This window comes from Holophaga foetida DSM 6591 (assembly GCF_000242615.2).
GTDB lineage: Bacteria > Acidobacteriota > Holophagae > Holophagales > Holophagaceae > Holophaga > Holophaga foetida.
The window spans coordinates 2,034,581-2,058,867 of sequence record NZ_KI912268.1; the positions used below are offsets into that span (position 1 = coordinate 2,034,581).

Genomic DNA, 24,287 nt, shown 5'->3' on the forward strand with positions numbered 1-24,287 from the left:
GGCCACCCTTCACGGGCCCCATGATGAGCCTCAAGTTCCCCACCTCTCCCCTCGCCTTCCTTGCCGTGGCCCTCATCGGGGTCCTGGCCGGGTCCGGCCTCTTCACGTTCATTTCCGCCGAGGGGACCTCGTATCTCTCGAACGATCCGAAGGTATGCGTCAACTGCCACATCATGCGGGAGCAGTTCGACGGCTGGAACCACAGTTCCCACCATGCCGTGGCCACCTGCAACGACTGCCACCTGCCCCATGACAACGTGATCCACAAGTTCCTCGTGAAGGGCCTCAACGGCTACCACCATTCCAAAGCCTTCACGACCATGGACTTCCAGGAGCCCATCCGGATCAAGCCCGGCAACGCCCAGGTGCTGGAGGCCAACTGCCTCCACTGCCACGGAGAGTTGACCGGCGAGATCACGGCCCACGGCACCCTGGGGGTCCCCACGGACCCCACCCAGAAGGCGGACCTCTACGGGTGCGTCCGCTGCCACCAGGAGGTGGGCCATGGCCCCCGCCGCTGATCGTTCCAACTCCCCCCTTGGAGGAGATCGTCCATGAGCCAGCCCCCCTTCCTTTCCCGCCCCTCCGTCCGCCTGGGCTTGGTGGCGTGCGCCGCGGCCATCGCCACGATCCTGGTGCTGGCCCTCTATGCCAGCGTGTCAAAGCGCAAGACGGAGGCCCTCCAGACCAGCTTCCGCCTCGTGAACCTGGACGAGAAGACCGTGGATCCCGCCCAGTGGGGAAAGAACTTCCCCCGGCAGTTCGACGCCTACCAGCGCACCAATGAGCGCTATACGACCAAGTTCGGAGGCGCAGGAAGCGAAGGCATGGCCAAGAGCCGCCTGGAGGCTGACCCCAGGCTCGTCACCCTCTTCGAGGGCTACGCCTTCGCCCTGGACTTCAACCAGCGCCAGGGCCACGCCTACATGCTCCTGGACCAGCGCACCACCAAGCGGGTCACCCAGCGTCCCCAGACAGGCGCCTGCCTCCACTGCCACGCCTCCAACACCGTGGCCTACCGGGAAGAGGGCATCAAGCAGGGTGCACCGGGCTCCCTGGACGAGGCCTTCGACAGTCCCCATGCCCGCCAGCAGCTGATGGCCGGCTTCGAATCCATCTGCAAGATGAGCTACCAGGATGCCACCAAGCTGGTGCAGCATCCCGTGGCCTGCCTGGACTGCCACGACCCCAGGAACATGCAGCTCCGGGTCACCAAGCCCGGTTTCATCCGGGGCATCGCCGCCCTGGCCCAGAGCGGTGAGCCTACGCCCCACCTGCCTTCCATCGAGAAATGGCGCAAGGGGGGAGGGAAAGAGGCCTATGACGCCAACCGCGATGCCTCCCGCCAGGAGCTCCGCTCCATGGTCTGCGGCCAGTGCCACGTCGAGTACTACTGCGGCCCCAAGACCACCCTCTTCTTCCCCTGGAACAAGGGGCTCAAAGTTGAGCAGATCGAAAGCTACTACAACGATTACAAGTTCTCCGATGGCCACCGATTCTATGACTGGAAGCACGCCAAGGCCGGAACGGAAATCCTGAAGGCCCAGCACCCCGAGTTTGAGACCTGGAGCCAGGGGATCCATGCCCGTTCCGGGGTCTCCTGCGCCGACTGCCACATGCCCTATGTCCGGGAAGGGGCCATCAAGATCAGCGACCACCAGGTCCGCAGCCCCCTCATGGACATCTCCCGATCCTGCCAGACCTGCCACCGCTTCCCCGAAGCTGAAATGAAGGCCCGGGTGGAGATCATCCAGGACCGGACCCACATCCTGATGAGTGCGGCCGAAGACGCCATCGTGGCCCTGATCCGGGACCTGGACACCGCCAGGAAGGCGGGGATTCCCGAAGCCAGACTTCAGCCAGCCATGGAACTCCATCGCAAAGCCCAGTGGCGCCTGGACTACGTCAACGCCGAAAACTCCATGGGCTTCCACGCCCCCCAGGAGACGGCTCGGATCCTGGCGGAATCCATCGATTACGGGAGACAGGGACAGTTGTCAGTGAAAGGCTTGAAGTAACCTTGGATGCCCACGGCCTTTTCCCGCCGCCGGACTTGGCGCCGATCCTGGACCGCTGGCGCGTAGGGTATCCTCAGGAGCAATGAGCCCCTTCCCCTGGAAAGCCCTAGCCGCCCTAGCCTCCGGGCTGGCCTTCGGCCTGGGACTCTGGTTCCTGCGATCCGATTATGTCGGAGACGGCTCTGCAAGCTGCCGCAGCTGCCACACCATGAATGAGGCCCTCGCAAGCTGGCGGGCCGGAGCCCATCACCAGCAAGACTGCGGTGAGTGCCACCTGCCCCAGGGTCCTTTTCCCAGGACCTGGGCCAAGGGTGTGGATGGACTCCACCACGCGACGGTCCATGCCTTCCGGCGGGAGGGGATCTACCATCGCCTCGCCAGCCCTGCCGTGGTGGAGGCCAACTGCCGCCGCTGCCACCAGAGCTCACCGCGCATGCACCCGCTGTCCTCCCGCCCATGTCTGGACTGCCACGGGGATACTGCCCACGGGGCCCCTGCCCTCGCCCGGAGATGATCCCCATGACCCTTTCCAACCGAACCTGGTTCGCTCTCTTCATCGCCGCCGCCCTGGTGGCCTTTGGGCTGGGCCTTCTGGCCACGGGCCTCGGGAGCCGACAAGAGGAGGCTCCCGCAAGGACCTTCGTGACCCCCATCGGTGACCAGGAGCGGGACCCGGCGGTGTGGGGCATGAACTTCCCCCTCGAATACCGCAACTGGCAGCGCTCCTCGCCTGCCCAGCCCCAGCCTGCCGCACCGGCGGAACTCTTTGCAGGATATGGCTTCGCCCGGGACTTCAACCGGACCCGCAGCGGCTTCCCCGACGGCCAGCACCCAGCCACCTGCCTGGACTGCCACGATCCCCGAACCATGAAGCTGAGGGTGGGCCAGAAAGCCTTCAGTGAAGCCCTTGCTCGGCGGGGTGTGGATCTAGCCAAGGCCTCGGACCAGGATCTCAGGACCTATGTCTGCGCCCAATGCCACAGCACCTATACCTTCCGCCGGGATGAAGGCCTGGACTTCCCCCACGAAAAGGGGCTGAAATCCGATGAGATCCTGAAAGCCCTGGAAGAGCGCGGAGTCACCGACTGGACCCATGGGGTTTCCGGCACCCCCATGGTCAAGCTGCGCGGGCCTGCCTATGAACTCGGAAGCCAGGGCGTGCACGCCTTCCGGGGGGTGACCTGCAGCGACTGTCACATGCCCTACATCCAGGAGGAAGGCACCCGGATCGCCAGCCATCAGCTTCATCGTCCTTTGAGGAATCCCCTGGAAGCCCAGTGCATCCCATGCCACCGCTGGCCCGGAAGCGAGCTGAAGGCCAGGGTGGAGGACATCCAGAGCAGCCACCGTGAGCTCCAGAAGCGGGCAGAAGCGGCCCTGCTCTCCGCCCATCAGGCCCTTGCCAAGCGGGAGATTCCGGAGGCCCGGACCCTGCTGCGGCGAGCCCAGGCCCACTGGGATTTCGTCGCCAGCGAAGGCTCGGACGGCTTCCATGCCCCGCAGGAAGCCGCCCGGAACTTGGCTATGGCCATCGATCTGGCCAGGCAGGCCGAACTTACAGTTCGATCTTCGTCCCCAGCACCTTGAGGAACTGGGCGATCCAGTCGGGGTGGGCCGGCCAAGCGGGGGCGGTGACGAGATTGCCATCGGTCACGGCCTTGTCCACGGCAATGCCTGCGAACGTTGCCCCGGCCTTTGACACGTCCGGGCCACATGCCGGATAGGCAGAGCAGACGCGGTTTTCCAGGACACCAGCAGCCGCAAGGAGCTGGGGTCCGTGACAGATGGCAGCCATCGGCTTGTTGGCCTTGGCGAAGTGCTGGACGATCTCGATGACCTTGGGATTGAGGCGGAGGTATTCGGGGGCCCGACCGCCGGGAATGACCAAGGCATCATAGGCCTCAGCCTTCACATCGGCGAAGGTGGCATTGAGGGTGAAACGGTGTCCCGGCTTCTCGCTGTAGGTCTGATCGCCTTCGAAGTCATGAATCGCAGTCTTCACGAAGTCCCCAGCCTTCTTCTCCGGGCAGACGGCATCCACCTGGTGCCCCACCATCAACAGGGCCTGGAAGGGCACCATCACTTCGTAGTCCTCCACGAAATCCCCGACGAGCATCAAGATCTTCTTCGCGGCCATGGCCTCTCCTTTATTAGTTATTCAGATTATCCCGTAACATTGGGATCTGCCGAGTCTATCGACATTCTCTTGGGTTCCTTCAAGCTTGGGAAGTTACAGGGATCCTCCATTTTGTCGATCCTTCCGAAGAGAGATTGAACCTTCCCCTCGAAGCGGGGAAACTAGGTGTATTTCCGGGGGTGATCCTCCGGGTTTAAAGGGAGAAAACCATGGCAGAACTTACCCAGTCACAGGGGGACCTGCGCCGCTCTCTCGAAGCGATCCTGGACCGGGAAAGAATCCTCGACCGCCCCATCGACCGGGTGGCCTTCTCCGGAGACGGAAGTTTCTACCGGATGATCCCCAAGGCAGTGGTCTTCCCCAAGACGATCGAGGAGGTGCGCCAACTCTTCAGCCTCAGCCGAAGCCAGGGCATACCCATGACCTTCCGGGCCGCCGGCACCAGCCTCTCGGGACAGGCCATCACGGACGGCATCCTCGTGGAGGTAACCCGCAACTGGAAGCACATCCAGATCCTGGACCAGGGGGCCCGGGTCAAGGTCCAGCCCGGCATCATCGGCGACCAGGTGAACCGGACCCTGAAAGCCTCCAAGGCCAAGATCGGCCCGGATCCCGCGTCCATCGCCACCTGCACCGTAGGCGGCATCCTGTCCAACAACTCCAGCGGCATGTGCTGCGGGGTGCACCACAACGCCTACCACACCCTGGAGTCCCTCACCTTCCTCCTGCCCTCCGGGACCCTCATCGATACGGCGGATCCCGAAGCCGATGCGAAGTTCCAGGCCCAGGAACCCGCGCTGGCCTCAGGCCTCCTGGAGCTCAAGGCCGAAATCGAATCTCATCCGGCCCTGAGCGCCCGGATCCGCTCAAAATACCGGACGAAGAACACCACAGGCTATTCCCTGAACGCCTTCCTGGACTTCAAGAAGCCGGTCGAGATCTTCCGCCACCTGATGGTGGGCTCCGAGGGCACCTTGGCCTTCATTGCGGAGGCGGTGCTTCGCACGGTTCCCGACCTGCCCGCCAAAGTCACGGGCTTCCTGATCTTCCCCGACCTCCGGGCGGCCTGCGCCGCCATCGTCCCCCTCCGGGATGCTGGGGCTGCGGCCCTGGAGCTCCTGGACCGTGCTTCCCTCAGAGCCGTCGAGAACCAGGACGGCACCCCCGAAAGTTTCAAGGCCCTGCCGGAGGGTGCAGCAGCCCTCCTGGCGGAGTTCCAGGGGGCCGATCCTCTGGCCCTGGAGGCCCTGCAGCGGCAGGCCGAAGCCGCCTGTGCCAATCTCCACCTTCTGGAACCGGTCCACTTCACCCAGGATCCCGTGGAGCAGGCCAAGATGTGGAAGCTCCGATCCGGCACCTTCCCTTCCGTGGGTGCGGTCCGGGCCCGGGGCACCACCGTCATCATCGAGGACGTAGCCTTCCCGGTGGAGCACCTGGCGGACGCCGCCCTGGACCTCCAGGCCCTCTTCGTGAAGCACGGCTACGACAACGCCATCATCTTCGGCCACGCCAAGGACGGCAACCTCCACTTCGTCATCACGCCCTCCTTCAACGAGTCCCGCTTCGTGGACCAGTACGCCCGCTTCATCGATGACGTGGTGGACCTGGTGGTTAAGAAATACGACGGTGCCCTCAAGGCCGAGCACGGCACCGGGCGCAACATGGCCCCATTCGTGGAGGCCGAGTGGGGCCCCGAGGCCAAGGCCATCATGACCCGCCTCAAGGCCCTGGTGGACCCGCAGCACCTCCTCAACCCCGGCGTCATCCTCAATTCCGACACCGAGGCCCACCTCCACCACCTCAAGGCCATGCCCCCGGTGGAGGAGCAGGTCGACAAGTGCATCGAGTGCGGCTACTGCGAGCCCAAGTGCCCCAGCCGGGAACTGACACTGAGCCCCCGGCAGCGCATCGTGGTCCGCCGTGAGATGGCCAGGCTGGCCACCACCGGGGAGGACGCCAGCCGCCTGAGTTCCCTGCAGGCCGACTACGCCTACATGGGGGTGGACACCTGTGCCGCCGACGGCCTCTGCGCCACGGCCTGCCCCGTGTCCATCGACACAGGCTCCCTCATCAAGCACCTGCGCCGCACGGCCCATGGGCCTGAGGCCCAGCGGATCGCGGCCTGGATGGCCCGTCACTTCGGCACCATGGAACCCCTGGTGCGCTTCGGCCTGCGCTCCGGGCACGCAGTGCAGCAGGTCTTCGGGGCCGCCTCCATGGTCAGCCTTACCCGCCTGGGTCGCACCATACTCCGCCGCGCCACCTACCAGTGGAGCCCGGAGATGCCCAGGGCTGCCAAGGCGGCCCTGCCCCGCACCAGCCTTCAGGGCGCCCAGGCCATCTACTTCCCGGCCTGCATCTCCCGGATGATGGGCCTGCTGCCCGGGGAACCCTCGGACCTGAGCCTGCCGGAGGCCTTCGTCGCCGTCACTCAGCGCGCCGGAGTCCTCATCCACATCCCCGAGCAGGCCGAAGGCACCTGCTGTGGAGTGCCCTTCTCCTCCAAGGGTTACGATCAGGCCCACCGGGAGGTGGTCAACCGGGCCATCGAACGCTTCTGGGCCTGGAGCGGCGAGGGCCAGTTGCCGGTGGTGGTGGACACGAGCCCCTGCACCTACGGGCTGGTCACAGCCCGCCCCTACCTTACCCCTGAGAACCAGGAACGCTTTGATCGCCTCAAGATCCTGGATTCCGTGAGCTTCGTCCACGACGAGGTACTCCCCCGCCTGGAGATCAGGCGCAAGGTTGCCTCCGTCGCCCTCCACCCAGTGTGCTCCGTGACCAAGATGAACCTGGCCTCCAAGCTTGAGGCCATCGCCAGGGCCTGCGCCGATGAGGTCGAAGTCCCCCTGAACGCCGGCTGCTGCGGCTTCGCCGGGGATCGGGGATTCTCACACCCCGAGCTCACCGCCTCCGCCACCCGACGGGAAGCGGCGGATCTCGCGGGAAAGAGCTTCGACGGCTACTACTCCAGCAGCCGGACCTGCGAAGTGGGCATGACCCGCGCCACCGGCAGGATCTACCGGAGCTACCTGTACATGCTGGAAGAGGCCTCACGCTAGACCCTGGCAACAAAGAAAGGCACGTCAACCTTTCGGGGGACGTGCCTTTTCCGTTACGGCGACTCATTCCCAATCGCCGTCCATCTCCGTCCATCGCTGGCTGAGCCTTTTTAAGGCGGGTGATGGGGAGCTGTGCCGAATTTCTTTGCAGTCAAAAGCGAAGTAAAAGAACTTCAGCCAGCGATGGACAGCGATAAACAGCGATGAGACGCAGGAAGCATCGGTCTGACAGGGAAGGCTGGCTTCAGAGTGTGACTGCTCTATGGTTGACGGCGGTTTGGACTCAGCCCTTCTTGCGCGCCTTCAGGGCCTCCTTGCGAGCCTCGTAGCGGGCATTGGCCTCGGTATTGCGGCGATGGTCATCCTCGGTCTCGAGGAGGAGTTCGGGCACGGGCACGACTTTCTTGTCCTCGTCCAGTGCCACGAAGGTCAGGTAGGCGCTGGCGGTATGGCGGACTTCCCCGGTGCGGAGGTCCTCGGCCTCCACCCGGACACCGATCTCCATGGAGGTGCGACCGGCCCGGTTCAGACTGGCCCTGAGGATGATGAGGTTGCCGATGTAGACCGGAGAATGGAAATCCAGACGGTCAAGGGAAGCGGTGACGGCGTTCATGCCGGTGTGCCGTGAGGCCACGGTCCAGGCAGCGTTATCGATGAGCTTCATGATGGTGCCACCGTGAACATTACCCGCTGCGTTGGCATCCGGGGGGAGCATGTTCTGGGCCAGCACAATGCCGGATTGGGAGACTTTCTTGGCTTTGCCGGTCACGGTTTGCTCCTTTGAAGGGGTTGTGTCACTACACTAGGTCATTCTTCAGCCCACATGCGGTGCGGCCTCTGGCACAAAGTATCCATTTTCCCTGAGAATTTCCATGGTGCAATCCGTCAAGAATTCGCTCCGAGCCTCGGTTGCCGCCCGCTGGACGGCCCTGTTCATCGTCTCCTTCACCATGCTCTGCGGATATTACGTCGCGGATGTAGCCTCCCCCCTGAAGCCACTCATCGAACAGAAGCTCCACTGGACCAGCTCCCAGTACGGTTTCTTCACCGGTGGCTACGCCTGGCTCAATATCATCGGAGGGCTGCTGCTGGGGGGCATCCTCCTGGACAAGGTGGGCGCCCGCATGGCGGGTGTGCTGGCGGGGGTGCTCATGGTGCTGGGCTGCGGCCTCAAGTGGTTCGCCATCCAGGACACCAGCCTCTTCACGCGCACCTTCCTGGGCTTCAACCTACAGGTCTTCGCGGCGGCCTTCGGCTTTTCCATCTTCGGCCTGGGACTGGAGATCTGCGGCGTCACCGCCAGCAAACTCATCGCACGGTGGTTCAAGGGCTACGAGATCGCCCTCGCCATGGGCCTCCAGGTGAGCACTGCCCGCATCGGGACAGCCATCGCCCTCGGCTTGAGCGACCCCATCGCCCGGGCATTCAGGGATTCCGTGGGAGCCCCTGTCTTCGTGGGTTTTGTAATGCTCCTGGCAGGCCTGGTGGCCTATTTTCTCTACTGCGCCATGGACCGGAAGCTGGACGCCTCAGAATCCGACCTGGAAGGAGAGGCGGAGGAGCCCTTCCGATTCTCGGATATCCGGGAGATTCTCAGCATCCGGAGCTTCTGGTACGTCGCCATCCTCTGTGCCCTCTTCTATTCCGCAGTCTTCCCCTTCCTCAAGTTCGCCCCGGACCTCATGGTCCAGAAGTTCCACATCAAGGAGAGCTGGGCAGGAGCCATCCCCAGCGTCCTGCCCTTCGCCACCATCCCCCTCACGGTGGTCTTCGGGGGGTACTACGACCGGAAGGGCAAGGGGGCCAGCCTCATGATCCTGGGCTCCCTCCTGCTGGTGCTGGTCCACTGCATCTTTTCCATCCCCCTCCTGAACAGCTGGAGTGTGGCGCTTCTCGCAACCATCGTGCTGGGCTTCAGCTTCTCCCTGGTTCCCTCGGCCATCTGGCCCTCGGTGCCGAGGTTCATCCCTCAGCGCCGACTGGGAACGGCCTACGCCCTCATCTTCTGGCTCCAGAATCTGGTGGCCCTCTGGGGGGTGCCCTGCCTCATCGGGGAGGTTCTGGACCGCTACTGCATCGTGGGCACCCGGGTCGTCGAAGGCGCCAGCAGCCCCGCCTACAACTACACCCTTCCCATGGTGATCTTCACGATCTGCGGCGTCCTATCGCTGCTCTTCGCCTACCTCCTCAAGACCGACGGCCAGAAGATGGGCTACGGACTGGAAGAGCCCAGCGTGAAAGGCTGAAGAGAAGGCCCACGACCAGGCTAGACAAATACTTAAAGCATTTTATAAATTTATCGCCATTCAGCAACCCGTAAATAAGTTTAATTTATCACAATATTCATCCCGTAATCCATTATCCCGAGCAAACAGCATCTATAAGATGTGCAAGACGATTGGGATTAAAACAAATTACAATCATTTTCCACAAAAAACACGAGAACAACTCTAAGCAAAGAGAACGTTTTTAATACTGGCAAGGGTATGAAAAAAATAATAACATGAATATTTGCTTGGAGAAACCATGAGCAACTCACAGCCATCATCCACCCTTGGGACACTGCTGCCGTCCACCCCCGACTCCGCCCGGCCCACGGGAGCCAGGGGCGAGATCGTGCCCCGGATCCTGGCGGTCATCATCGACGCCATTCCCTCCGTCGTTATCACCATCCTGTGCACGGTCCTCGCCATCATCCCGGTTCTTGGGCTGCTGGCCATTCCCCTGAACTTCCTCCTTCAGCTGGGTTATTACTTCGTATTCATCCCATGGAGCGTCTCCACCACCGGAGCAAGCATCGGCAAGAAGTTCATGAAGCTCCGGGTGTGCCCCCAGGGAGCTCCCCTCCAGCGGATCGCCTTCATGCCGGCCCTGCTGCGTCAGTTCGGCAATTTCTTCTTCTTGAACCTCATCGTGCTTGCCATCAAAGGCGAAGAACGGATCAGCCTGAGCGATATGCTGGCCAAGTCCGAGGTCATCCAGGTCCAGGACTGAGCTCGGTGCCACCCCTGTAAACCCCTGGGTTTATATCACCTCTCAGCCACCAAGCAACCCCGCGGGGCGGGGTTGCTTGGTGGCTGTATTACGTCTTTTTCCGCCCCGCACCCGCAGAGCGCTTGCGACCCAGGACAGGCTTGGTCTTCAGCTTGGGTTTGGGCTTGGGCTTAGGTTTCGGCTTGGCATCCGGGATGTGACGGGCGCTGGGACGTCCAGGCACCACCGGCTCGGCATCCTGCTTCTTGATGGTCCGGCGGCCGGGCTTCAGCCCCTCGCCGGGATCCAGGATCCGGCGGACCTTGGCTTCTTCCCTGGCTGGCCCGTCCTCTCCGGTGCTGCGCTTCTGGACGCTCAGACGGAGGGGGGTGCCAGTGAAGCCAAACTCGGCGCGGAGGCGGTTCTCCAGGTAGCGCATGTAGCTGAAGTGGAGGCCGCGATCCGTATTCGCCTTGATGACGAAGGAGGGGGGGCGGACCCCCACCTGGGTCATGAAGTAGAGTTTGGGAAGCTTGCCATCCACCGCATGGGGCGACATGGTGTCCACGGAATCCCGAAGGAAGTCGTTGAGCTTACCGGTGGGGATGCGGCGAGAATGAGCCTCGGCCACCTCGTTGATCATGGCGAAGAGCTTGGAAACCCGCTGCCCAGTCAGGGCCGAGATGAAGATCATGGGGGCGTGGTTCAGGAAGCCCAGGTCGTGGCGGATCTTCTCCTCAAAGGCGATGGAGGTGAAGGTGTCCTTCTCCACTAGATCCCACTTGTTCACCACCAGGATCACGGCTGCCCCAGCCTCCTGGGCGTAGCCCGCGATGACGGCATCCTGGTGAGTGACGCCCTCTACGGCATCGATGAGCAGAAGGCTCACATCGGCCCGGGCCATGGCCTGCTTGGCCTTGAGAATGGAGAGCTTCTCCGCCCCCTCATGGGTCTTGCCCTTCCTGCGGATGCCCGCCGTGTCAATGAGACGGTAGAGGTGCCCCTCGACATTGAAGATCGTGTCCACCGTATCCCGCGTTGTCCCGGCCACGTCGCTCACGAGGCTGCGTTCATAACCCAGGAGCTTGTTGGTGAGGGAGCTCTTTCCCACATTGGGCCGCCCGATGAGGGCGAAGCGGGTCTCATCGGCAAGCTCGTGCTGCTCGGCCTCTTCCGGTGTGCGGTGGAAAGGCAGCTTCCCCTGGATGCTGGCCAGCAAGTCGCTCATGCCATCGCCATGGCTCGCAGAGATGACATGGACCTCCTCGAAGCCCAGACCATAGAAGGCACCGTCCGGCAGGCCCCCCTTGACCCCGTCCATCTTGTTGATGACCAGGATGGAGGGCTTGCCGAGGCGACGCACCCGGTTGGCGATCTCAGTGTCCACGGGATTCAGGCCGTCGTGGGCATCCACCATGACCATGAGGACGTGGGCCTCGTCCATGGCTTCCTGGGCCAGGCGCGTAATGCCCTGGGTGATGACATCATCCCCCTCGAAATCCAATCCGCCGGTGTCCACAAGCTCGAACACCTCGGCGGCTTCGCCCTCCTCGTCCAGAAGGGTCACCCGCCCATAGCTCCGATCCCGGGTCATGCCCGGCAGATCATGCACCAGGGCCGCCCGGGTGCGGGTCAGGCGGTTGAAGAGGGTGGACTTCCCGACGTTGGGACGTCCGCAGAGTGCTACCAGGGGCAGTTTCATCGGGGTTCCTTGTGGGGGAAGTATCTCATGGAAGAAGGTAAACGCAGGAAAGGGTCCCTTGCGGGACCCTTTCTGTCTGGCGGGGCTGACGGGGCTCGAACCCGCGACCTACGGCGTGACAGGCCGTCACTCTAACCGACTGAGCTACAACCCCATGTGGCACTACTTCACCATTGCTGGTGGGCGATGACGGACTCGAACCGCCGACATGCTGCGTGTAAAGCAGCCGCTCTACCGACTGAGCTAATCGCCCGTATCGCCGAAAAACCAGTTTGCCACGGCATCGAGAGGGCGTCAAGCACAATTCCTGACCAATTGTTCGCCTCCCGTTCATTCAGGAAATTTGGGTCGATTATCCTGAGATTCTTAGTAGAAATGCGGCTTGATAGCTCGATGCATAGCGGTAGGATGGGACATTGCCCTCAAATGGGCATGGCCCAAAATCGAGCGTCCGCACCCCTCAAGAAGGGGAGCAAGATCGGGGGGGAATTGTGATTTCAGTTACCGGAGCAAGTTGGACCCTGCTAGGCCTGGTCGGCTCCGAGAGCCACGCCAGCAGCAGTTTCATCGACGGATTGCCCGATCCCATGAAACCTGACCTCTACCAAGTTGGGTTTGTGATCGTGATTCTAATCGCGATGTTCATGTTTCTCAAATATACCTTTTTCAAGCCGGTTTCCAAGGTGATGGATGATCGGGAGGCGGAGATCGCCACCGGTTCCGCCACCAAGCATCAGGCTGCCGCCGAGATCGAGCAGCGTCAGGCCGACTATGCGGCCCGCCTGCGGGAGCTTCGGGGCCAGGCCTTCGAGCGCCGCAAAGAACTGGCCACCGAGGCCACCCACCAGAAGGATGTCCTTCTGGACGAGGCCCGCAGGAAAGCTCTCCATCAGCGGAGTGTCGCCCGGGAAGCCCTTGAGGCTCAGCAAGAGCAGGCCAAGGTCCAGCTGACGGCCGAAGTCGATGCCCTCTCCGAATCCATGGTCCTCCACCTCTTGAAGCAGGCCTGACCCATGAACGCACGACGTCTTCTCTGCCTGGCGTTTCCCTTCGCCTTCGCCACGGCTCTCTCCCTCTCGGCCCAGGAGCACGGAACGGCCGCCCACCAGCCGACGTCCGCCAGCCAGGAACATGTGAGCCCTGCCGCGGAACCGGCCCACGGCGCCCAGCCCCCCGCGACTCACGGGGACGCCCCGGCCCACGGCGAGACCGCCCATCACGGCCCCGTCATCAAGCTCTTCGGCAAGGCCCTCGACCCCAACTGGCAGTTCGCAGTCAAGCTCTTCAACTTCATCATCTTCTTCCTGATCCTCTACTTCCTCCTGAAGGGCGCCCTCTCGGCGGCCTTCAAGGCCCGGGCCAAGGAGCTGACGGATCTGCTCTCCCAGGCCGAGCGCGACAAGGCCGAAGGCGAGGCCCAGCTCAAGGAGCTGGAGGCCCGGATGACCGGACTCAAGACGGAACTGGATGGCGTCATGGCCAAGGCTGAATCCGACGCGGAATTTGAGAAGCAGCGCATTCTGGAGGCCGCCAAGGCCGAGGCAGGCCAGATCCTGGCCCAGGCATCGGCGGATATCGACGCCCAGCGCCGGATCGCCGAAGCTGAGCTGCGGGCTCTGGTGGCCGAGCTGGCCGTGGAGGGCGCCACCGCCCGCCTCAAGGCCAGGGCCCAGGGCGAAGTGGCCGAAAAGCTTCTCAATCGCGCCATTGATCAGGTGGGAGGTGCCCAGTGAGCGGACGTCTCGTAGCCCAGCGCTATGCCAAGGCCCTGGTGGAGATCGGGGTCAAGGAAGGCTCCCTTGAAAGCCTCCAGGGTGAACTGACGGCGGTGGATGCCCTGGTCCGGAGCAATGCCGACCTGCAGCGCCTGACCACCTACCCGCTCCTGGCTCCCTCCCTGCGCGCCGAAGCCCTTGATGCCGTGCTTGCCCAGGCTGGCGCCAGCAGCACCCTCCGGAAGTTCTTCAAGGTGGTGACCCTCTCGGCCCGCCTCAGTCTCGTCCACCTGATCATCGAGGCCTTCAATGGCCTGGTGGACAAGCAGATGGGGATTGTGGAGGCCAAGGTTTCCTTCGCCCAGGCGCTCTCGGAGGCCCAGGCATCGGCTCTTTCCGCCACGCTGGGGCGCCGCACGGGCAAGACCGTGCGGATGCGCTGGTCCCAGGACCCCGCCCTTCTAGGCGGCCTCAAGGTGCAGCTCGGCTCCACCATCTACGACGCTTCCCTTCAGGGTCAGCTCCGCCTGCTCAAGGCCCAACTTCTCTCGGCTTAAACCTTTCCCGGTCTCTCGGAGGATTGCATGGATATCCGCGCGGAAGAGATTTCCCGCATTATACGTAGCCAGATCGAAGGCTTCGACGCTCAGGTCGATGTCTCCGAAGTCGGCACGGTCATCAGCGTCGGAGACGGCATCGCCCGGGCCCATGGCCTGGAAAAGGCCATGGCCGGTGAGCTGCTTGAGCTCCCCCACGGCGTCATGGGCCTGACCTTCAACCTGGAAGAGGACAACGTCGGCATCATCCTGCTGGGCGATGCCACCCTCATCAAGGAAGGGGACACCGTCAAGCGTACGGGCCGCATCATGAACATCCCCGTGGGTCCCGCCTTCGTGGGCCGCGTGGTGGACGCCCTGGGCAACCCCATCGACGGCAAGGGTCCCGTCGAATCCGTGGCCATGAACCCCATCGAGCGCATCGCTCCCGGCATCGTGGACCGCAAGAGCGTCAACGAGCCCATGCAGACCGGACTCAAAGTGGTGGACGCCCTGATCCCCGTGGGTCGCGGCCAGCGTGAGCTCATCATCGGCGACCGCCAGACCGGCAAGACCGCCGTGGCCCTCGACGCCATCATCAACCAGAAGGGCAACGGCGTCATCTGCATCTACGTCGCCATTGGGCAGAAGCGCTCCACCATCGCCCAGGTGGTGAAGACCCTGGAAGAGTATGACGCCATGAAGCACACCATCGTGGTGGCCGCTTCCGCCTCCGAGCCCGCTCCCCTGCTCTACCTGGCCCCCATGGCCGGCGCCGCCATGGCCGAGTACTTCATGTGGCACGGCACCAACGGCCAGCCCGCTGGCAAGGACAATCCCGGCCAGCACGTGCTCTGCATCTACGACGATCTTTCCAAGCAGGCCGTGGCCTACCGCGAGATTTCCCTTCTGGTGCGCCGTCCTCCCGGACGTGAAGCCTACCCTGGCGATGTGTTCTACCTCCACAGCCGCCTCCTGGAACGCGCCGCCAAGCTCTCCGACGAGCGCGGTGGTGGCTCCATGACGGCCCTGCCGATCATCGAGACCCAGGCCGGTGACGTCTCCGCCTACATTCCCACCAACGTCATCTCCATCACCGACGGCCAGATCTTCCTCGAGAGCGATCTCTTCAACTCCGGCGTGCGCCCCGCCCTGAACGTGGGCATCTCCGTGAGCCGCGTGGGCGGTGCCGCCCAGGTGAAGGGCATGAAGCAGGTCGCCGGCTCCGTCAAGCTGGAACTGGCCCAGTATCGCGAACTGGCGGCCTTCGCCCAGTTCGGTTCCGATCTCGACAAGGCCACCCTGGCCCAGTTGAACCGCGGCCAGCGCCTCATGGAAATCCTCAAGCAGCCCCAGTACCTGCCCATGCCCGTCGAGAAGCAGATCGTCTCCATCTGGGCCGCCACCAGCGGCTACGTGGATGACCTGCCAGTCTCCGAGGTGCGTCGCTTCGAGAAGGAACTCCACGAGTACCTGGATATCAACGCCGCCGATACCCTGCGGGCCATCCGGGAGACCAAAACCTTCTCGGACGAAACCAAGGCGGCCATGAAGTCCCAGACTGCGGCCTTCAAGGAGACCTTCGTGGCCTCCATGAAGCAGGTCGTCGGAGCCTAGAATGGCTAATGTCCAGGACATACGCCGACGCATCAAGTCGGTCAAAAACACCCAGCAGGTCACCAAGGCCATGAAGATGATCTCCGCAGTGAAGCTGCGGAAGACTCAGGAACGACTGCTGGCCCTGCGCCCCTACTCGACCAAGCTCGATGAGGTGGTCCGCCATGTGGTGGGCCGCCTCAGGGCGGTTCCCACCCTCCAGCCGGGTCCCGTGGCCCAGGCCTTCCTGGCCCCCCGGGAGGAGAAGAACATCCATCTCGTGCTGGTGGCCAGCGACAAGGGGCTCTGCGGGGGCTTCAACGCCAATGTGCTCCGGGAGGCCCAGGCCTTCCTGCGCGACTGCCCCTCCCATGTCGCCCACTTCCAGGCCATCGGAAAGCGGTCCATCGAGTGGGCCAGGAAGCGGCAGCTCAAGGCCAATGGGGAACACACCGGACTCGCCGTGACCGAACTGAAGCAGGTGGCCAGCGAGATCGCGGCCCAGGCGGCGGAGCAGTATGAGAAGGGCGAGATCGACGCCCTCTACGTCGTCTTCAACTACTTCCAGTCCGCAGTGGCGCAGGTCCCCATGGTGATGCGTGTCTTCCCCGTGGAGATTGAGCCCCATGTGGAATTCCGGGCCGAAACGCCCCACCTCCTGGAACCCGATCCCAACGAGGTGCTGGAGCACCTGCTGCCCCTCTATATCGAGACTGAACTGCTGCGCTGCCTGCTGGAGAGTTCCACCTCCGAACACGGTGCGCGCATGGCCGCCATGGACAAGGCCAGCTCCAACGCGGAAGAAATGATCGCGAAGCTGACCCTGAACATGAACAAGATCCGCCAGGCTTCGATCACCAACCAGATCATCGAGATCGTCTCCGGCGCCAACGCCTAGCTCCTTCGCACGAGAGGTCACCATGTCCAACGAACTCACCAAGGGCCGAGTCATAGCGGTGGTCGGTCCCGCTGTGGACGTCGAATTCGACGGCCACCTGCCCGAAATCATGAACGCACTGCTTACGGACGTCACCGATGCCCAGGGCGTCACCACTTCCGTCACCCTTGAGATCCAGCAGCACCTGGGCGAGAACCGGGTCCGCTGCGTCGCCATGCAGCCCACCGAGGGCATGATCCGCGGCCAGGTGGTCACGGACACCGGCCATCCCATCATGGTGCCCGTGGGTCCCGAAACCCTCGGTCGCATCATGAACGTGGTGGGCCACCCCGTGGATGAGCGTGGCCCCGTGGGCGCCAAGGCCTTCCTCCCCATCCACCGCGAAGCCCCCAAGTTCGACGAGCTGAACACCGCCTCCGAGATGTTCGAGACCGGCATCAAGGTCATCGATCTCCTGGAGCCGTACGCCAAGGGCGGCAAGACCGGCCTCTTCGGCGGCGCCGGTGTGGGCAAGACCGTGCTCATCATGGAGCTCATCAACAACATCGCCAAGGGCCACGGCGGATACTCCGTGTTCGCTGGCGTGGGTGAGCGCACCCGCGAGGGCAATGATCTCTGGCACGAGATGATGGATTCGGGCGTCATCGTCGAAGACGATCTCGCCAAGTCCAAGGTGGCCTTGATCTACGGCCAGATGACCGAACCCCCCGGAGCCCGTGCCCGTGTGGCCCTCACCGGCCTCACCGTCGCCGAGTACTTCCGCGACACCGAAGGCAAGGACGTGCTGCTCTTCGTGGACAACATCTTCCGCTTCACCCAGGCCGGTGCCGAGGTATCCGCCCTGCTGGGCCGCATGCCCAGCGCCGTGGGCTACCAGCCCACCCTGGCCACGGAGATGGGTAACCTCCAGGAGCGCATCACCTCCACCAAGAAGGGTTCCATCACCTCGGTGCAGGCCGTGTACGTGCCCGCGGACGACTACACCGACCCCGCGCCCGCCACCACCTTCGCCCACCTGGACGCCACCACCAACCTGAGCCGCGAGATCGCCGCCCTGGGCATCTACCCCGCCGTGGACCCCCTGGCTTCCTCCTCCCGCCTCCTGGATCCCCGTGTCCTGGGCGATGAGCACTACAACGTGGCCATGCAGGTGAAGAACATCCTGCAGAAGTACAAGGAACTCCAGGACATCATCGCCATCCTCGGCATGGACGAGCTCTCCGACGACGATAGGCTCGTGGTGGCCCGCGCCCGCAAGATCCAGCGCTTCCTCTCCCAGCCCTTCTTTGTGGCCGAGACCTTCACGGGCATGGCCGGCAAGTACGTCAAGCTGGCCGACACCATCAAGGGCTTCAAGGAGATCTGCGAAGGCAAGTGGGATCACCTCCCCGAGCAGGCCTTCTACCTGGTGGGCACCATCGAGGAAGCCGCCGAGAAGGCCGAGAAGCTCGCGGCCCAGGACTGAGGTAGCCTCCCATGTCCAACCCCATCAAGCTTGAAGTGCTGACCCCCGAACGCCTGGTCTTCTCGGCCATGGTCTCCGAGGTTCAGTTCCCCACGGCGCAGCAGGGCTACTACGGCATCCTGCCGGACCACACCCCCGTCCTCACCCCCGTGGGCGATGGCCTGGTGTTCTTCCAGCAGGATGACCAGCCCCACTGCCTCACCGTCTTCGGTGGCTTCGCGGAAGTGGGCCCCGATCGGGTCACCCTCCTTGCCCGGGAGAGCGAAACCATCGACCAGCTCAACCCTGAGCAGATCGAACGGGAGCAGCAGCAGGCCCTGGCACTCCTGAAGGAAGCCAAGGACGAGGCCGCCCTCCAGGCCGCCCAGCGGCGGCTGGATGCCAGCCTGATCCGGCAGCAAGCCCTCAGCAGGGACACGAGCCACTGAACCTTACCCTTTTGACGGAAACGGGCCTCTTCGGAGGCCCGTTTCCGTTAAAGCTGGATCCGCTCGTCCTGATGCAACAGGCGGATCCGGGGGTCTCCCAGGGCCTCCAACTCCGGGAGGATCGTCGGCTTGTCCCCCGGGGTCAGGTGGTAGATGGCAACGGGCACACCTGGGTTCAGTTTGCCCAGCTCGCCCTTCAGCTTGTCCGCTGTCAAATGCCGGGAAGCCTCGGCCAGCTTCTTCTGGCGGTTGGGGAAACTCACCTCTGTGATGAAGAGCCTCAGATTCGGAGTGGCATTGGCCACCTCGTAGATCCGATCCGTTTCGGCGGTATCGGAGGTAAAGATGAAGGCCGAGTGGTCATCCTCCACCAGGTAGCCGACACACGGCACCAGGTGGTTCACGGCGATCGGAGTGATCCGCAGGCCTTCCACTTCGTAGGCCTTCTCGGGCCCAATTTCCGAGTAGCAGATGATGGGATTGTCCCGGCTGGGGATCACCGAGAAGTCCGGCCACAACTCGTCGTTGAAGAGGTGGCGGCGAAGGACATCCAGGGTTTCAGGCAGGGCCCGGATCGCCACGGGTGCCTCGGTGTGCCCGAAGACGTTCTTCGTGTAGAAAGGCAGTGAGCAGATGTGGTCCAGATGGGAATGGGTCAGGAAGATGTGGCGGATCCCCACTTGTTCCGTGACGGAAAGGGCCTGGGTCAGGGAGCCTGCGTCAATGGCCACGGTGCCATTGACCAGCAGCCCGGTCAGGCGTTCGCCCCCGGCCTCTCCCCCAGAACAGCCCAGCACCCGCAGTTCCATACATCTCCTGGATTTGCCGATCATGATAGCCCCAGAATCCTGGGATGGGAACGCCTCAGCAGCCTTCCTTTTGTTAATCTCATAGGATGCGGGCGCTCCTTCACTACCTCCTCTTGGACGGGTTCGATCCCGATACGGCCGAGCTTGCCCTGAGGGTGGGGGTCTACAGCGAAGATGGGAGCGCCCCCCAGGTGCTCCGGATGAAGCTCTTCCTCGGCCGTTCCGGCGACCCTCTCCAGCCCCTGCGGCGGGAACTCCAGACTCACATCCAGATGCCCATCCCCCAGATCTGGGACCGGGGCCTGAAGATCGTCGTGCATGCCATCGAAGAAGATATGTCCGGACCCGACGGCCGGAATCCCGCCCGCTATGCCTGGGTCAGCACCCAGATCCTGCACCCGAGCGACGAGCGGCGGGGCACCTTGGGCCACCCTGCGGCCCGGCAGGTGGAGATCCTCTGGGACTGGGCCCAGCGCCTGGACCAAGAGGGGTACCCCATCAAGGCCATCGAACTCCTGGAGCGGCTCCTGCTCCTCTCTCCCCAGCACTCCCTGGCCCTGGAGTGGCTCTCCATCCTCCTGCGCCACCAGGGTCTCATGGAGGAAACCCTGGGCGTGGTGGACCGATTTCTCGCCATCAGGCCTGGAGACATCGAGGCGCTCCTCCGCAAGGGCGAGGCTCTCCTGCACCTGGAGCGGCTCCCGGAGGCCCTGCTGGCCTTCGAGAGTATCCTGAAGGTCTCCCCGGTCCACGCCCTGGCCCACCTCGGGGCCGGGCAGGCCAAGAGCCTGGCTGGGGGGGATCCCTGCCCCCACCTGGACGCCGCCCTTGAACTGGATCGGGACGCCACGATCTCCGTACTCCAGGAGACCTTCGATTTCCGAATCCTGTCCCAGCGCATTGGCGAAACCGTCTATCCCCCGGACGAGTTGGCACTTCTGCTGGGGGTGAGCCCGGGCGAAGTGCGGAGCCTCATCCAGCATCACGGCCTGCCCGTTACCGGCCCGGAGGGAACGGTCAGAGAACCGGAACTCTCCCGCTGGGTATCCCTCCAGAACCGCTACCATCTTCTTCCCATAAGCCTGCACTGGATGGCCCCCACCCCCAGGCACATCCCTGAGCTCCACTAGCACGAAAGGAACTCCCTTGAGCGTTGTCCTTGAAACCAACCTGCCCTTTCCCGCCTTCCGCCGGGGCAAGGTGCGCGATGTCTACGACCTTGGCCAGAGCCTCCTGATCGTCGCCACAGATCGCGTCTCCGCCTTTGATTGCGTGATGACCGACGGCATCCCCGGCAAGGGACGCATCCTCACCCAGGTGGCCAACTTCTGGTTCCAGGCCACCCAGGACATCCTCCCCAACCAGCTCCTGGCCACCAAGGTGGAGGATTATCCCGCCGAACTCCACCCCTTCCGGGAACTGCTGGATGGTCGCTCCATCCTGGTGAAGAAGACTAACCCTCTGCCCATTGAGTGCGTCGTACGTGGCTACCTCGCCGGTTCGGGCCTCAAGGAATACCAGGCAAAGGGCACGGTCTGCGGCATTTCCCTCCCCGCTGGCCTGAGGCTGGCGGATCCCCTCCCCGAGCCTCTCTTCACCCCTTCCACCAAGGCGGAGGAGGGCCACGACGAGAACATCACCTTCGAACGCACGGTGGAGATCGTCGGTCTTGATCTGGCCCAGCGCCTGCGCGACCTCAGCATCGCCCTCTACAAGCGGGGCTGCGAACTGGCGAGGGAACGCGGCATCCTCCTTGCCGACACCAAGTTCGAGTTCGGGACTCTGCCCAGCGGTGAACTGATCCTCATTGACGAGGCCCTGACCCCCGACTCCAGCCGCTACTGGCTGGCGGACCAGTGGACCCCGGGGATCAATCCCCCCAGCCTGGACAAGCAGTTCCTACGGGACTATCTGGAAACCCTGCCGGACTGGGACAAGCAGCCCCCCGCGCCAAGCCTGCCCGCTGAGATCATCCAGGGCATCCGCGACCGCTACCTGGATCTGGCGGGGCGCTTCAACGTGAAGCTGTGAGAGGCAGAGATTCCACCACTCCAAGGGCACCAAGAAAAGCCTGATACGCCAGCCAGGTCTTCTTCATTTACCAAGCAACCCCGCGCGGCGGGGTCGCTTGGTGGTGGAATATGCTCTCATTTTTCGTTTGTCACGACCAGGAACCGGAGCCCCTCGGGCCGCAGCCAGCGAGTCAGCAGACTCTGGACCTGGGCGAGCCGGAACGCCTCCACTGGCCCATTCCTGGGGACCCGGTGCCGGTCCAGGCACCCCTCCACCAGCTTCTTGGGGTGCAAGGCCAGCATGGCCCGCTGCCTTCTGCGGGCTTCCCGGGCTTGGTCCAGCTCAGCCTGGGTCAGCCCCTGCAGGGCCATGGCCCCGAGTCGTTCCATGATCACCGTCTGGGAGGCGGGAGCCCAGGCGAGCATCACCCCGGCGCGCTGGTCTCCCCTCACCCATTCGAGGCGGAGGGTCTCGGAAGAGGCGCGCCTGGCGAACACCTCTGTCAGGACATCAAAGGCCTCGCGCTCCGCCTCGTCAGCAAAGACGATGCGCCGCCCAGCCCAGCATTCTGGGGGGAACCCACTCACCTGGAGGGTGGTCGGAACCTCCTCGGGCTCCGCATGCGAAGGGGCTGAGGGGGGGGTCCAGGTCCCGAAATTCTGGAGCATCACCTGATGGGCCAGAGAGAGGGACACATCCCCTTGGAGGACGACCACGGCCCTCCTGGGGTCACTGATACCCCGCCTGAAAGCGGAGAGTTCCTGGAAGGTAATCCGGCGGAGGGCAGCCTCGGGAGGCAGTACCCCCCCGTCGGGGTGCCCCAGTGCCCCCAGGAAGAGGTCAAGGGTGCTCTCCCGCAGGGAGCGTTCCTGGGCCTGCCTCAACATCCTCCCGCGAAGACGTTCCACCCGGGAGGCGTCGTAGACTGGGCGGAATACCGTGTGCCCAAGCAGCTCCAAGGCTCCCTCCAGTTCGGGGCTGCCCACCTGCAGGCGCCATTCCAGGGTGCCGGGACGCCGGAATGAGTGGAGCCAAGCCCCCCGCTCCTCAAGGGCACGGGCAAAGGCATCTGCATTGAGAGGTCCGGCCCCAGAGCCCTCCATCAGAGCGCCGGTGATGGGGGCCAATCCACCCCGTGCCTCGAAATCGAGGGCCAGATGGACCCGGACCTGGGGCAAGGCATGGTCCTCCAGGACCACCACCCGCAGGCCATTTGGCAGAGTGAAGCTCTGTTCCTGGGACTGGGCGGCCATGAGCCCTGGAACCAGAAGCAGGGCTGGGATCAGGCGTTTCATGGTTTCACCTGTGATTCCAGAAGTCTGAGGGTCTTCTGGCGTTCGGCGGGGGGAAGCATCCGAAGCTGCTGAAGCACATCCCGCACAATGGCTTCCGCCCGGGCGGCATCCAGGGTCCGGCGCTTGGCCAGCTGCTCAAGGACCCTCACCAGCTGCATCTCCAGGGCATCCCTGGGGGAGCTGAGGGCATCGGGTTCCATGGAGACCGTCAGGCTCTGGGTCGGCGCGAGATAGCGCCGTATCACCGCCTGCACGGATTCCTGGCGCAACTCCGCCCCGAAGCGGACCGGCGCGAAGGCGCTTCGCCAATCCCCTGCCTGGACCTTGGCCGCTCCCATGACCTGGGCAAGGACAGCGGCGTCCTCCTGGGTACGCTGGGCCAGACCTTCCGCCTGCCGCAGAGCCCGCTGAAGCTCCCCCTCCCGAAGTGGTTCGGCGTAGAGGCGACGCATCTCGGAGTGAATGGCCTGTTCGAGTTCCTCCAGGCTCTTGCCTTCTGCCGGATCCGCCTCCACCACCAGGAGATTCGTCTCTCGGCCCCCGGGAACACCCATGCCAACCGTCACCCGGGAGGCCAGGCCCTGGTCTTCCTTCAGGGACTTGACGAGGCGGGATGCGTTGCCGGAGCCAAGCATCTGACAGAGGAGTTGGAGTATCGGAGCATCTGGATGAGATCGGGGAGGGACTCGCCAGGCCACAAAGACCCGGCGGTTGCGTGGCACGGTGGCCTTCAGAGTCCTGGCCCCATCCCAGGGCGTGATACCTGCGGCCCAGGACTCAGCCTTCCGCCCCCCGGAGCCGTTCCCGAGCCTGCCCAGGGTGCTCGCAAGAAGGGGATCCAGATCCCCGGAGGACACATCCCCCACCAGAACGAGGGTCAACCGATCCGGGACCAGCATGCCCTTGGCGTAGGCCCTCATTTCCGACCAACGCAGGCTCTCCAGGGCGCCGGGGGTGCGGTCAGCCAGGCGCCCATAGGCGCCCGGAAGGGATGCAGCCCCGAGAAGGATGGAGGTGGACGGGGGGGTACCCTGGAGCCTGAGGAGGCGCTCCCTCTCCTCGGGAAGCCGCGAGAGCCGGGTATGGGAGAAGAGGCTCTCCAGTGTGGAGGCCAGGGCCTTCAGGTTCCCGGCGGGCAGATCCGCAGCCCAGGCGATGTAGTCGGCCTCAACGCGAACCTGCGGCTGGACGACCCCCACGTTCGCAAGGGCGTCCTCATCCCCCGTCCGAGCCTTCAGGGCGCTCATCAGGCGTTCGTGGACCTGGGCGAGCCCCTGGGGCTCCGCCTGCAGCAGGGCTCCCTTCAGGCGGAGCCCCTCGAAGACCCCCTCTTCCTCCTTCAGCAGATCCTCCACGCTGCCATCGCGCAGGAGGTCCACTGGGGATACCCGGCGGAAGAGGGCCTGGGCCAGAAGATCCGCGGCACAGGGCGGAAGGGCAGCGGTCTCACTTCGCCCACCCTTCACGAAGAGCGCGGCATGAAGCGCCCCGGAGCCCGGACGCTCCACGCAGAGCACCTCCAGGCCATTGGACAGACGGATCTCCCGGACATCTGGCACCACGCGACTCTGCCCCGGAAGCACCCCTGGGGAAAGGAGCAGCATGAGGGCGGCAGGAAACAGGCTGGGGGCTCGCATCAG

22 protein-coding genes and 2 tRNA genes are annotated in these 24,287 nt (G+C 63.9%); 16 read left to right on the forward strand and 8 right to left on the reverse strand.

What is annotated here, in order from left to right:
- Positions 1 to 20: 20 nt before the first annotated feature.
- The 4 genes from nrfH (at position 21) to HOLFODRAFT_RS20290 (ending at position 3,605) form a co-directional block, all read left to right on the forward strand.
- Entirely contained in the window at positions 21 to 521 is a 501-nt protein-coding gene (gene nrfH, locus HOLFODRAFT_RS0208945) for a cytochrome c nitrite reductase small subunit (RefSeq protein WP_005037999.1), read from the forward strand.
- A gap of 33 nt (positions 522 to 554) precedes the next feature.
- Positions 555 to 2,018: an ammonia-forming cytochrome c nitrite reductase subunit c552 gene (locus HOLFODRAFT_RS0208950; protein WP_005038001.1), complete on the forward strand. Its 1,464-nt coding sequence runs from the start codon at positions 555 to 557 to the stop codon at positions 2,016 to 2,018.
- An 82-nt stretch (positions 2,019 to 2,100) separates the two neighbouring features.
- A complete protein-coding gene (locus tag HOLFODRAFT_RS22925) occupies positions 2,101 to 2,532 on the forward strand; it encodes a NapC/NirT family cytochrome c (protein ID WP_005038003.1) in 432 nt (143 codons plus the stop codon).
- A 5-nt stretch (positions 2,533 to 2,537) separates the two neighbouring features.
- On the forward strand, positions 2,538 to 3,605 hold the full coding sequence (locus HOLFODRAFT_RS20290; protein WP_005038005.1) for an ammonia-forming cytochrome c nitrite reductase subunit c552: 1,068 nt from the start codon (positions 2,538 to 2,540) through the stop codon (positions 3,603 to 3,605).
- Here the strand turns inward: HOLFODRAFT_RS20290 and HOLFODRAFT_RS0208965 are convergent.
- Positions 3,574 to 4,155: a DJ-1/PfpI family protein gene (locus tag HOLFODRAFT_RS0208965; RefSeq protein WP_005038007.1), complete on the reverse strand. Its 582-nt coding sequence runs from the start codon at positions 4,153 to 4,155 to the stop codon at positions 3,574 to 3,576. The genes HOLFODRAFT_RS20290 and HOLFODRAFT_RS0208965 overlap by 32 nt on opposite strands.
- A 209-nt stretch (positions 4,156 to 4,364) precedes the next feature.
- Here HOLFODRAFT_RS0208965 and HOLFODRAFT_RS0208970 point away from each other — a divergent pair, with 209 nt between their 5' ends.
- Positions 4,365 to 7,217 carry an FAD-binding and (Fe-S)-binding domain-containing protein gene (locus HOLFODRAFT_RS0208970; protein WP_005038009.1) on the forward strand — a complete coding sequence of 951 codons (2,853 nt, stop codon included), beginning with the start codon at positions 4,365 to 4,367 and terminating at the stop codon, positions 7,215 to 7,217.
- A gap of 283 nt (positions 7,218 to 7,500) precedes the next feature.
- Here the strand turns inward: HOLFODRAFT_RS0208970 and HOLFODRAFT_RS0208975 are convergent, their stop codons facing one another.
- A complete protein-coding gene (locus HOLFODRAFT_RS0208975) occupies positions 7,501 to 7,986 on the reverse strand; it encodes an acyl-CoA thioesterase (protein WP_005038010.1) in 486 nt (161 codons plus the stop codon).
- Between the two features lie 103 nt (positions 7,987 to 8,089).
- Here HOLFODRAFT_RS0208975 and HOLFODRAFT_RS0208980 point away from each other — a divergent pair, with 103 nt between their 5' ends.
- Positions 8,090 to 9,463: an MFS transporter gene (locus tag HOLFODRAFT_RS0208980; protein ID WP_005038013.1), complete on the forward strand. Its 1,374-nt coding sequence runs from the start codon at positions 8,090 to 8,092 to the stop codon at positions 9,461 to 9,463.
- 280 nt (positions 9,464 to 9,743) lie between these two features.
- Positions 9,744 to 10,211: an RDD family protein gene (locus HOLFODRAFT_RS0208985; protein WP_005038015.1), complete on the forward strand. Its 468-nt coding sequence runs from the start codon at positions 9,744 to 9,746 to the stop codon at positions 10,209 to 10,211.
- Between the two features lie 88 nt (positions 10,212 to 10,299).
- Here the strand turns inward: HOLFODRAFT_RS0208985 and der are convergent, their stop codons facing one another.
- From der to HOLFODRAFT_RS0209000, 3 genes are all read right to left on the reverse strand, one after another.
- On the reverse strand, positions 10,300 to 11,892 hold the full coding sequence (der, locus tag HOLFODRAFT_RS20295; protein WP_005038017.1) for a ribosome biogenesis GTPase Der: 1,593 nt from the start codon (positions 11,890 to 11,892) through the stop codon (positions 10,300 to 10,302).
- Positions 11,893 to 11,969: 77 nt separating this feature from the next.
- Positions 11,970 to 12,046, reverse strand: a tRNA-Asp gene (locus HOLFODRAFT_RS0208995).
- A 23-nt stretch (positions 12,047 to 12,069) separates the two neighbouring features.
- Positions 12,070 to 12,145: transfer RNA gene (locus tag HOLFODRAFT_RS0209000), tRNA-Val, on the reverse strand.
- Positions 12,146 to 12,479: 334 nt separating this feature from the next.
- On the opposite strand from HOLFODRAFT_RS0209000, the gene HOLFODRAFT_RS0209005 reads away from it, so the two are divergent.
- From HOLFODRAFT_RS0209005 to atpC, 7 genes are read left to right on the forward strand one after another with little or no spacing between them, the layout of a single operon-like run.
- On the forward strand, positions 12,480 to 12,902 hold the full coding sequence (locus HOLFODRAFT_RS0209005; protein WP_280113204.1) for an ATP synthase F0 subunit B: 423 nt from the start codon (positions 12,480 to 12,482) through the stop codon (positions 12,900 to 12,902).
- A 3-nt stretch (positions 12,903 to 12,905) separates the two neighbouring features.
- Positions 12,906 to 13,625, forward strand: coding sequence for a F0F1 ATP synthase subunit B family protein (locus HOLFODRAFT_RS0209010; protein WP_005038021.1), 720 nt, complete (start codon positions 12,906 to 12,908; stop codon positions 13,623 to 13,625).
- Positions 13,622 to 14,164 carry an ATP synthase F1 subunit delta gene (gene atpH / locus HOLFODRAFT_RS0209015; protein WP_005038022.1) on the forward strand — a complete coding sequence of 181 codons (543 nt, stop codon included), beginning with the start codon at positions 13,622 to 13,624 and terminating at the stop codon, positions 14,162 to 14,164. Before HOLFODRAFT_RS0209010 ends, atpH begins: the two co-directional genes overlap by 4 nt.
- Positions 14,165 to 14,191: 27 nt before the next feature.
- On the forward strand, positions 14,192 to 15,760 hold the full coding sequence (gene atpA / locus HOLFODRAFT_RS0209020; RefSeq protein WP_005038024.1) for a F0F1 ATP synthase subunit alpha: 1,569 nt from the start codon (positions 14,192 to 14,194) through the stop codon (positions 15,758 to 15,760).
- Position 15,761: 1 nt separating this feature from the next.
- Positions 15,762 to 16,637, forward strand: a complete 876-nt coding sequence (atpG, locus tag HOLFODRAFT_RS0209025; RefSeq protein WP_005038026.1) for an ATP synthase F1 subunit gamma — start codon at positions 15,762 to 15,764, stop codon at positions 16,635 to 16,637.
- A 22-nt stretch (positions 16,638 to 16,659) separates the two neighbouring features.
- Positions 16,660 to 18,102 carry a F0F1 ATP synthase subunit beta gene (gene atpD / locus HOLFODRAFT_RS0209030; protein WP_005038027.1) on the forward strand — a complete coding sequence of 481 codons (1,443 nt, stop codon included), beginning with the start codon at positions 16,660 to 16,662 and terminating at the stop codon, positions 18,100 to 18,102.
- Positions 18,103 to 18,113: 11 nt separating this feature from the next.
- Entirely contained in the window at positions 18,114 to 18,530 is a 417-nt protein-coding gene (gene atpC / locus HOLFODRAFT_RS0209035; RefSeq protein ID WP_005038028.1) for an ATP synthase F1 subunit epsilon, read from the forward strand.
- A gap of 47 nt (positions 18,531 to 18,577) precedes the next feature.
- On the opposite strand, the gene HOLFODRAFT_RS0209040 is transcribed toward atpC, so the two are convergent.
- The gene (locus HOLFODRAFT_RS0209040) at positions 18,578 to 19,339 is read right to left on the reverse strand and encodes a 3',5'-cyclic-nucleotide phosphodiesterase (protein WP_005038030.1); all 762 of its coding nucleotides are present in this window, start codon (positions 19,337 to 19,339) and stop codon (positions 18,578 to 18,580) included.
- Positions 19,340 to 19,425: 86 nt separating this feature from the next.
- On the opposite strand from HOLFODRAFT_RS0209040, the gene HOLFODRAFT_RS0209045 reads away from it, so the two are divergent.
- Positions 19,426 to 20,469: a tetratricopeptide repeat protein gene (locus HOLFODRAFT_RS0209045; protein WP_005038031.1), complete on the forward strand. Its 1,044-nt coding sequence runs from the start codon at positions 19,426 to 19,428 to the stop codon at positions 20,467 to 20,469.
- 16 nt (positions 20,470 to 20,485) lie between these two features.
- Positions 20,486 to 21,370, forward strand: coding sequence for a phosphoribosylaminoimidazolesuccinocarboxamide synthase (locus HOLFODRAFT_RS0209050; protein ID WP_005038033.1), 885 nt, complete (start codon positions 20,486 to 20,488; stop codon positions 21,368 to 21,370).
- A gap of 116 nt (positions 21,371 to 21,486) precedes the next feature.
- Here HOLFODRAFT_RS0209050 and HOLFODRAFT_RS0209055 read toward each other — a convergent pair whose 3' ends face one another.
- Positions 21,487 to 22,647 carry a M16 family metallopeptidase gene (locus HOLFODRAFT_RS0209055; RefSeq protein WP_005038036.1) on the reverse strand — a complete coding sequence of 387 codons (1,161 nt, stop codon included), beginning with the start codon at positions 22,645 to 22,647 and terminating at the stop codon, positions 21,487 to 21,489.
- A complete protein-coding gene (locus HOLFODRAFT_RS0209060) occupies positions 22,644 to 24,284 on the reverse strand; it encodes a M16 family metallopeptidase (protein WP_005038038.1) in 1,641 nt (546 codons plus the stop codon). The genes HOLFODRAFT_RS0209055 and HOLFODRAFT_RS0209060 overlap by 4 nt, the downstream gene beginning before the upstream one ends.
- Positions 24,285 to 24,287 lie beyond the last annotated feature (3 nt).

Bases quoted from the DNA above. Each gene is read 5' to 3' on its own strand.
- nrfH (WP_005037999.1), top strand. From the start codon at position 21: ATGATGAGCCTCAAGTTCCCCACCTCTCCCCTCGCCTTCCTTGCCGTG.
- HOLFODRAFT_RS0208950 (WP_005038001.1), top strand. From the start codon at position 555: ATGAGCCAGCCCCCCTTCCTTTCCCGCCCCTCCGTCCGCCTGGGCTTG.
- HOLFODRAFT_RS22925 (WP_005038003.1), top strand. From the start codon at position 2,101: ATGAGCCCCTTCCCCTGGAAAGCCCTAGCCGCCCTAGCCTCCGGGCTG.
- HOLFODRAFT_RS20290 (WP_005038005.1), top strand. From the start codon at position 2,538: ATGACCCTTTCCAACCGAACCTGGTTCGCTCTCTTCATCGCCGCCGCC.
- HOLFODRAFT_RS0208965 (WP_005038007.1), bottom strand. From the start codon at position 4,155: ATGGCCGCGAAGAAGATCTTGATGCTCGTCGGGGATTTCGTGGAGGAC.
- HOLFODRAFT_RS0208970 (WP_005038009.1), top strand. From the start codon at position 4,365: ATGGCAGAACTTACCCAGTCACAGGGGGACCTGCGCCGCTCTCTCGAA.
- HOLFODRAFT_RS0208980 (WP_005038013.1), top strand. From the start codon at position 8,090: ATGGTGCAATCCGTCAAGAATTCGCTCCGAGCCTCGGTTGCCGCCCGC.
- HOLFODRAFT_RS0208985 (WP_005038015.1), top strand. From the start codon at position 9,744: ATGAGCAACTCACAGCCATCATCCACCCTTGGGACACTGCTGCCGTCC.
- der (WP_005038017.1), bottom strand. From the start codon at position 11,892: ATGAAACTGCCCCTGGTAGCACTCTGCGGACGTCCCAACGTCGGGAAG.
- HOLFODRAFT_RS0209005 (WP_280113204.1), top strand. From the start codon at position 12,480: ATGAAACCTGACCTCTACCAAGTTGGGTTTGTGATCGTGATTCTAATC.
- HOLFODRAFT_RS0209010 (WP_005038021.1), top strand. From the start codon at position 12,906: ATGAACGCACGACGTCTTCTCTGCCTGGCGTTTCCCTTCGCCTTCGCC.
- atpA (WP_005038024.1), top strand. From the start codon at position 14,192: ATGGATATCCGCGCGGAAGAGATTTCCCGCATTATACGTAGCCAGATC.
- atpG (WP_005038026.1), top strand. From the start codon at position 15,762: ATGGCTAATGTCCAGGACATACGCCGACGCATCAAGTCGGTCAAAAAC.
- atpD (WP_005038027.1), top strand. From the start codon at position 16,660: ATGTCCAACGAACTCACCAAGGGCCGAGTCATAGCGGTGGTCGGTCCC.
- atpC (WP_005038028.1), top strand. From the start codon at position 18,114: ATGTCCAACCCCATCAAGCTTGAAGTGCTGACCCCCGAACGCCTGGTC.
- HOLFODRAFT_RS0209040 (WP_005038030.1), bottom strand. From the start codon at position 19,339: ATGGAACTGCGGGTGCTGGGCTGTTCTGGGGGAGAGGCCGGGGGCGAA.
- HOLFODRAFT_RS0209045 (WP_005038031.1), top strand. From the start codon at position 19,426: ATGCGGGCGCTCCTTCACTACCTCCTCTTGGACGGGTTCGATCCCGAT.
- HOLFODRAFT_RS0209055 (WP_005038036.1), bottom strand. From the start codon at position 22,647: ATGAAACGCCTGATCCCAGCCCTGCTTCTGGTTCCAGGGCTCATGGCC.
- HOLFODRAFT_RS0209060 (WP_005038038.1), bottom strand. From the start codon at position 24,284: ATGCGAGCCCCCAGCCTGTTTCCTGCCGCCCTCATGCTGCTCCTTTCC.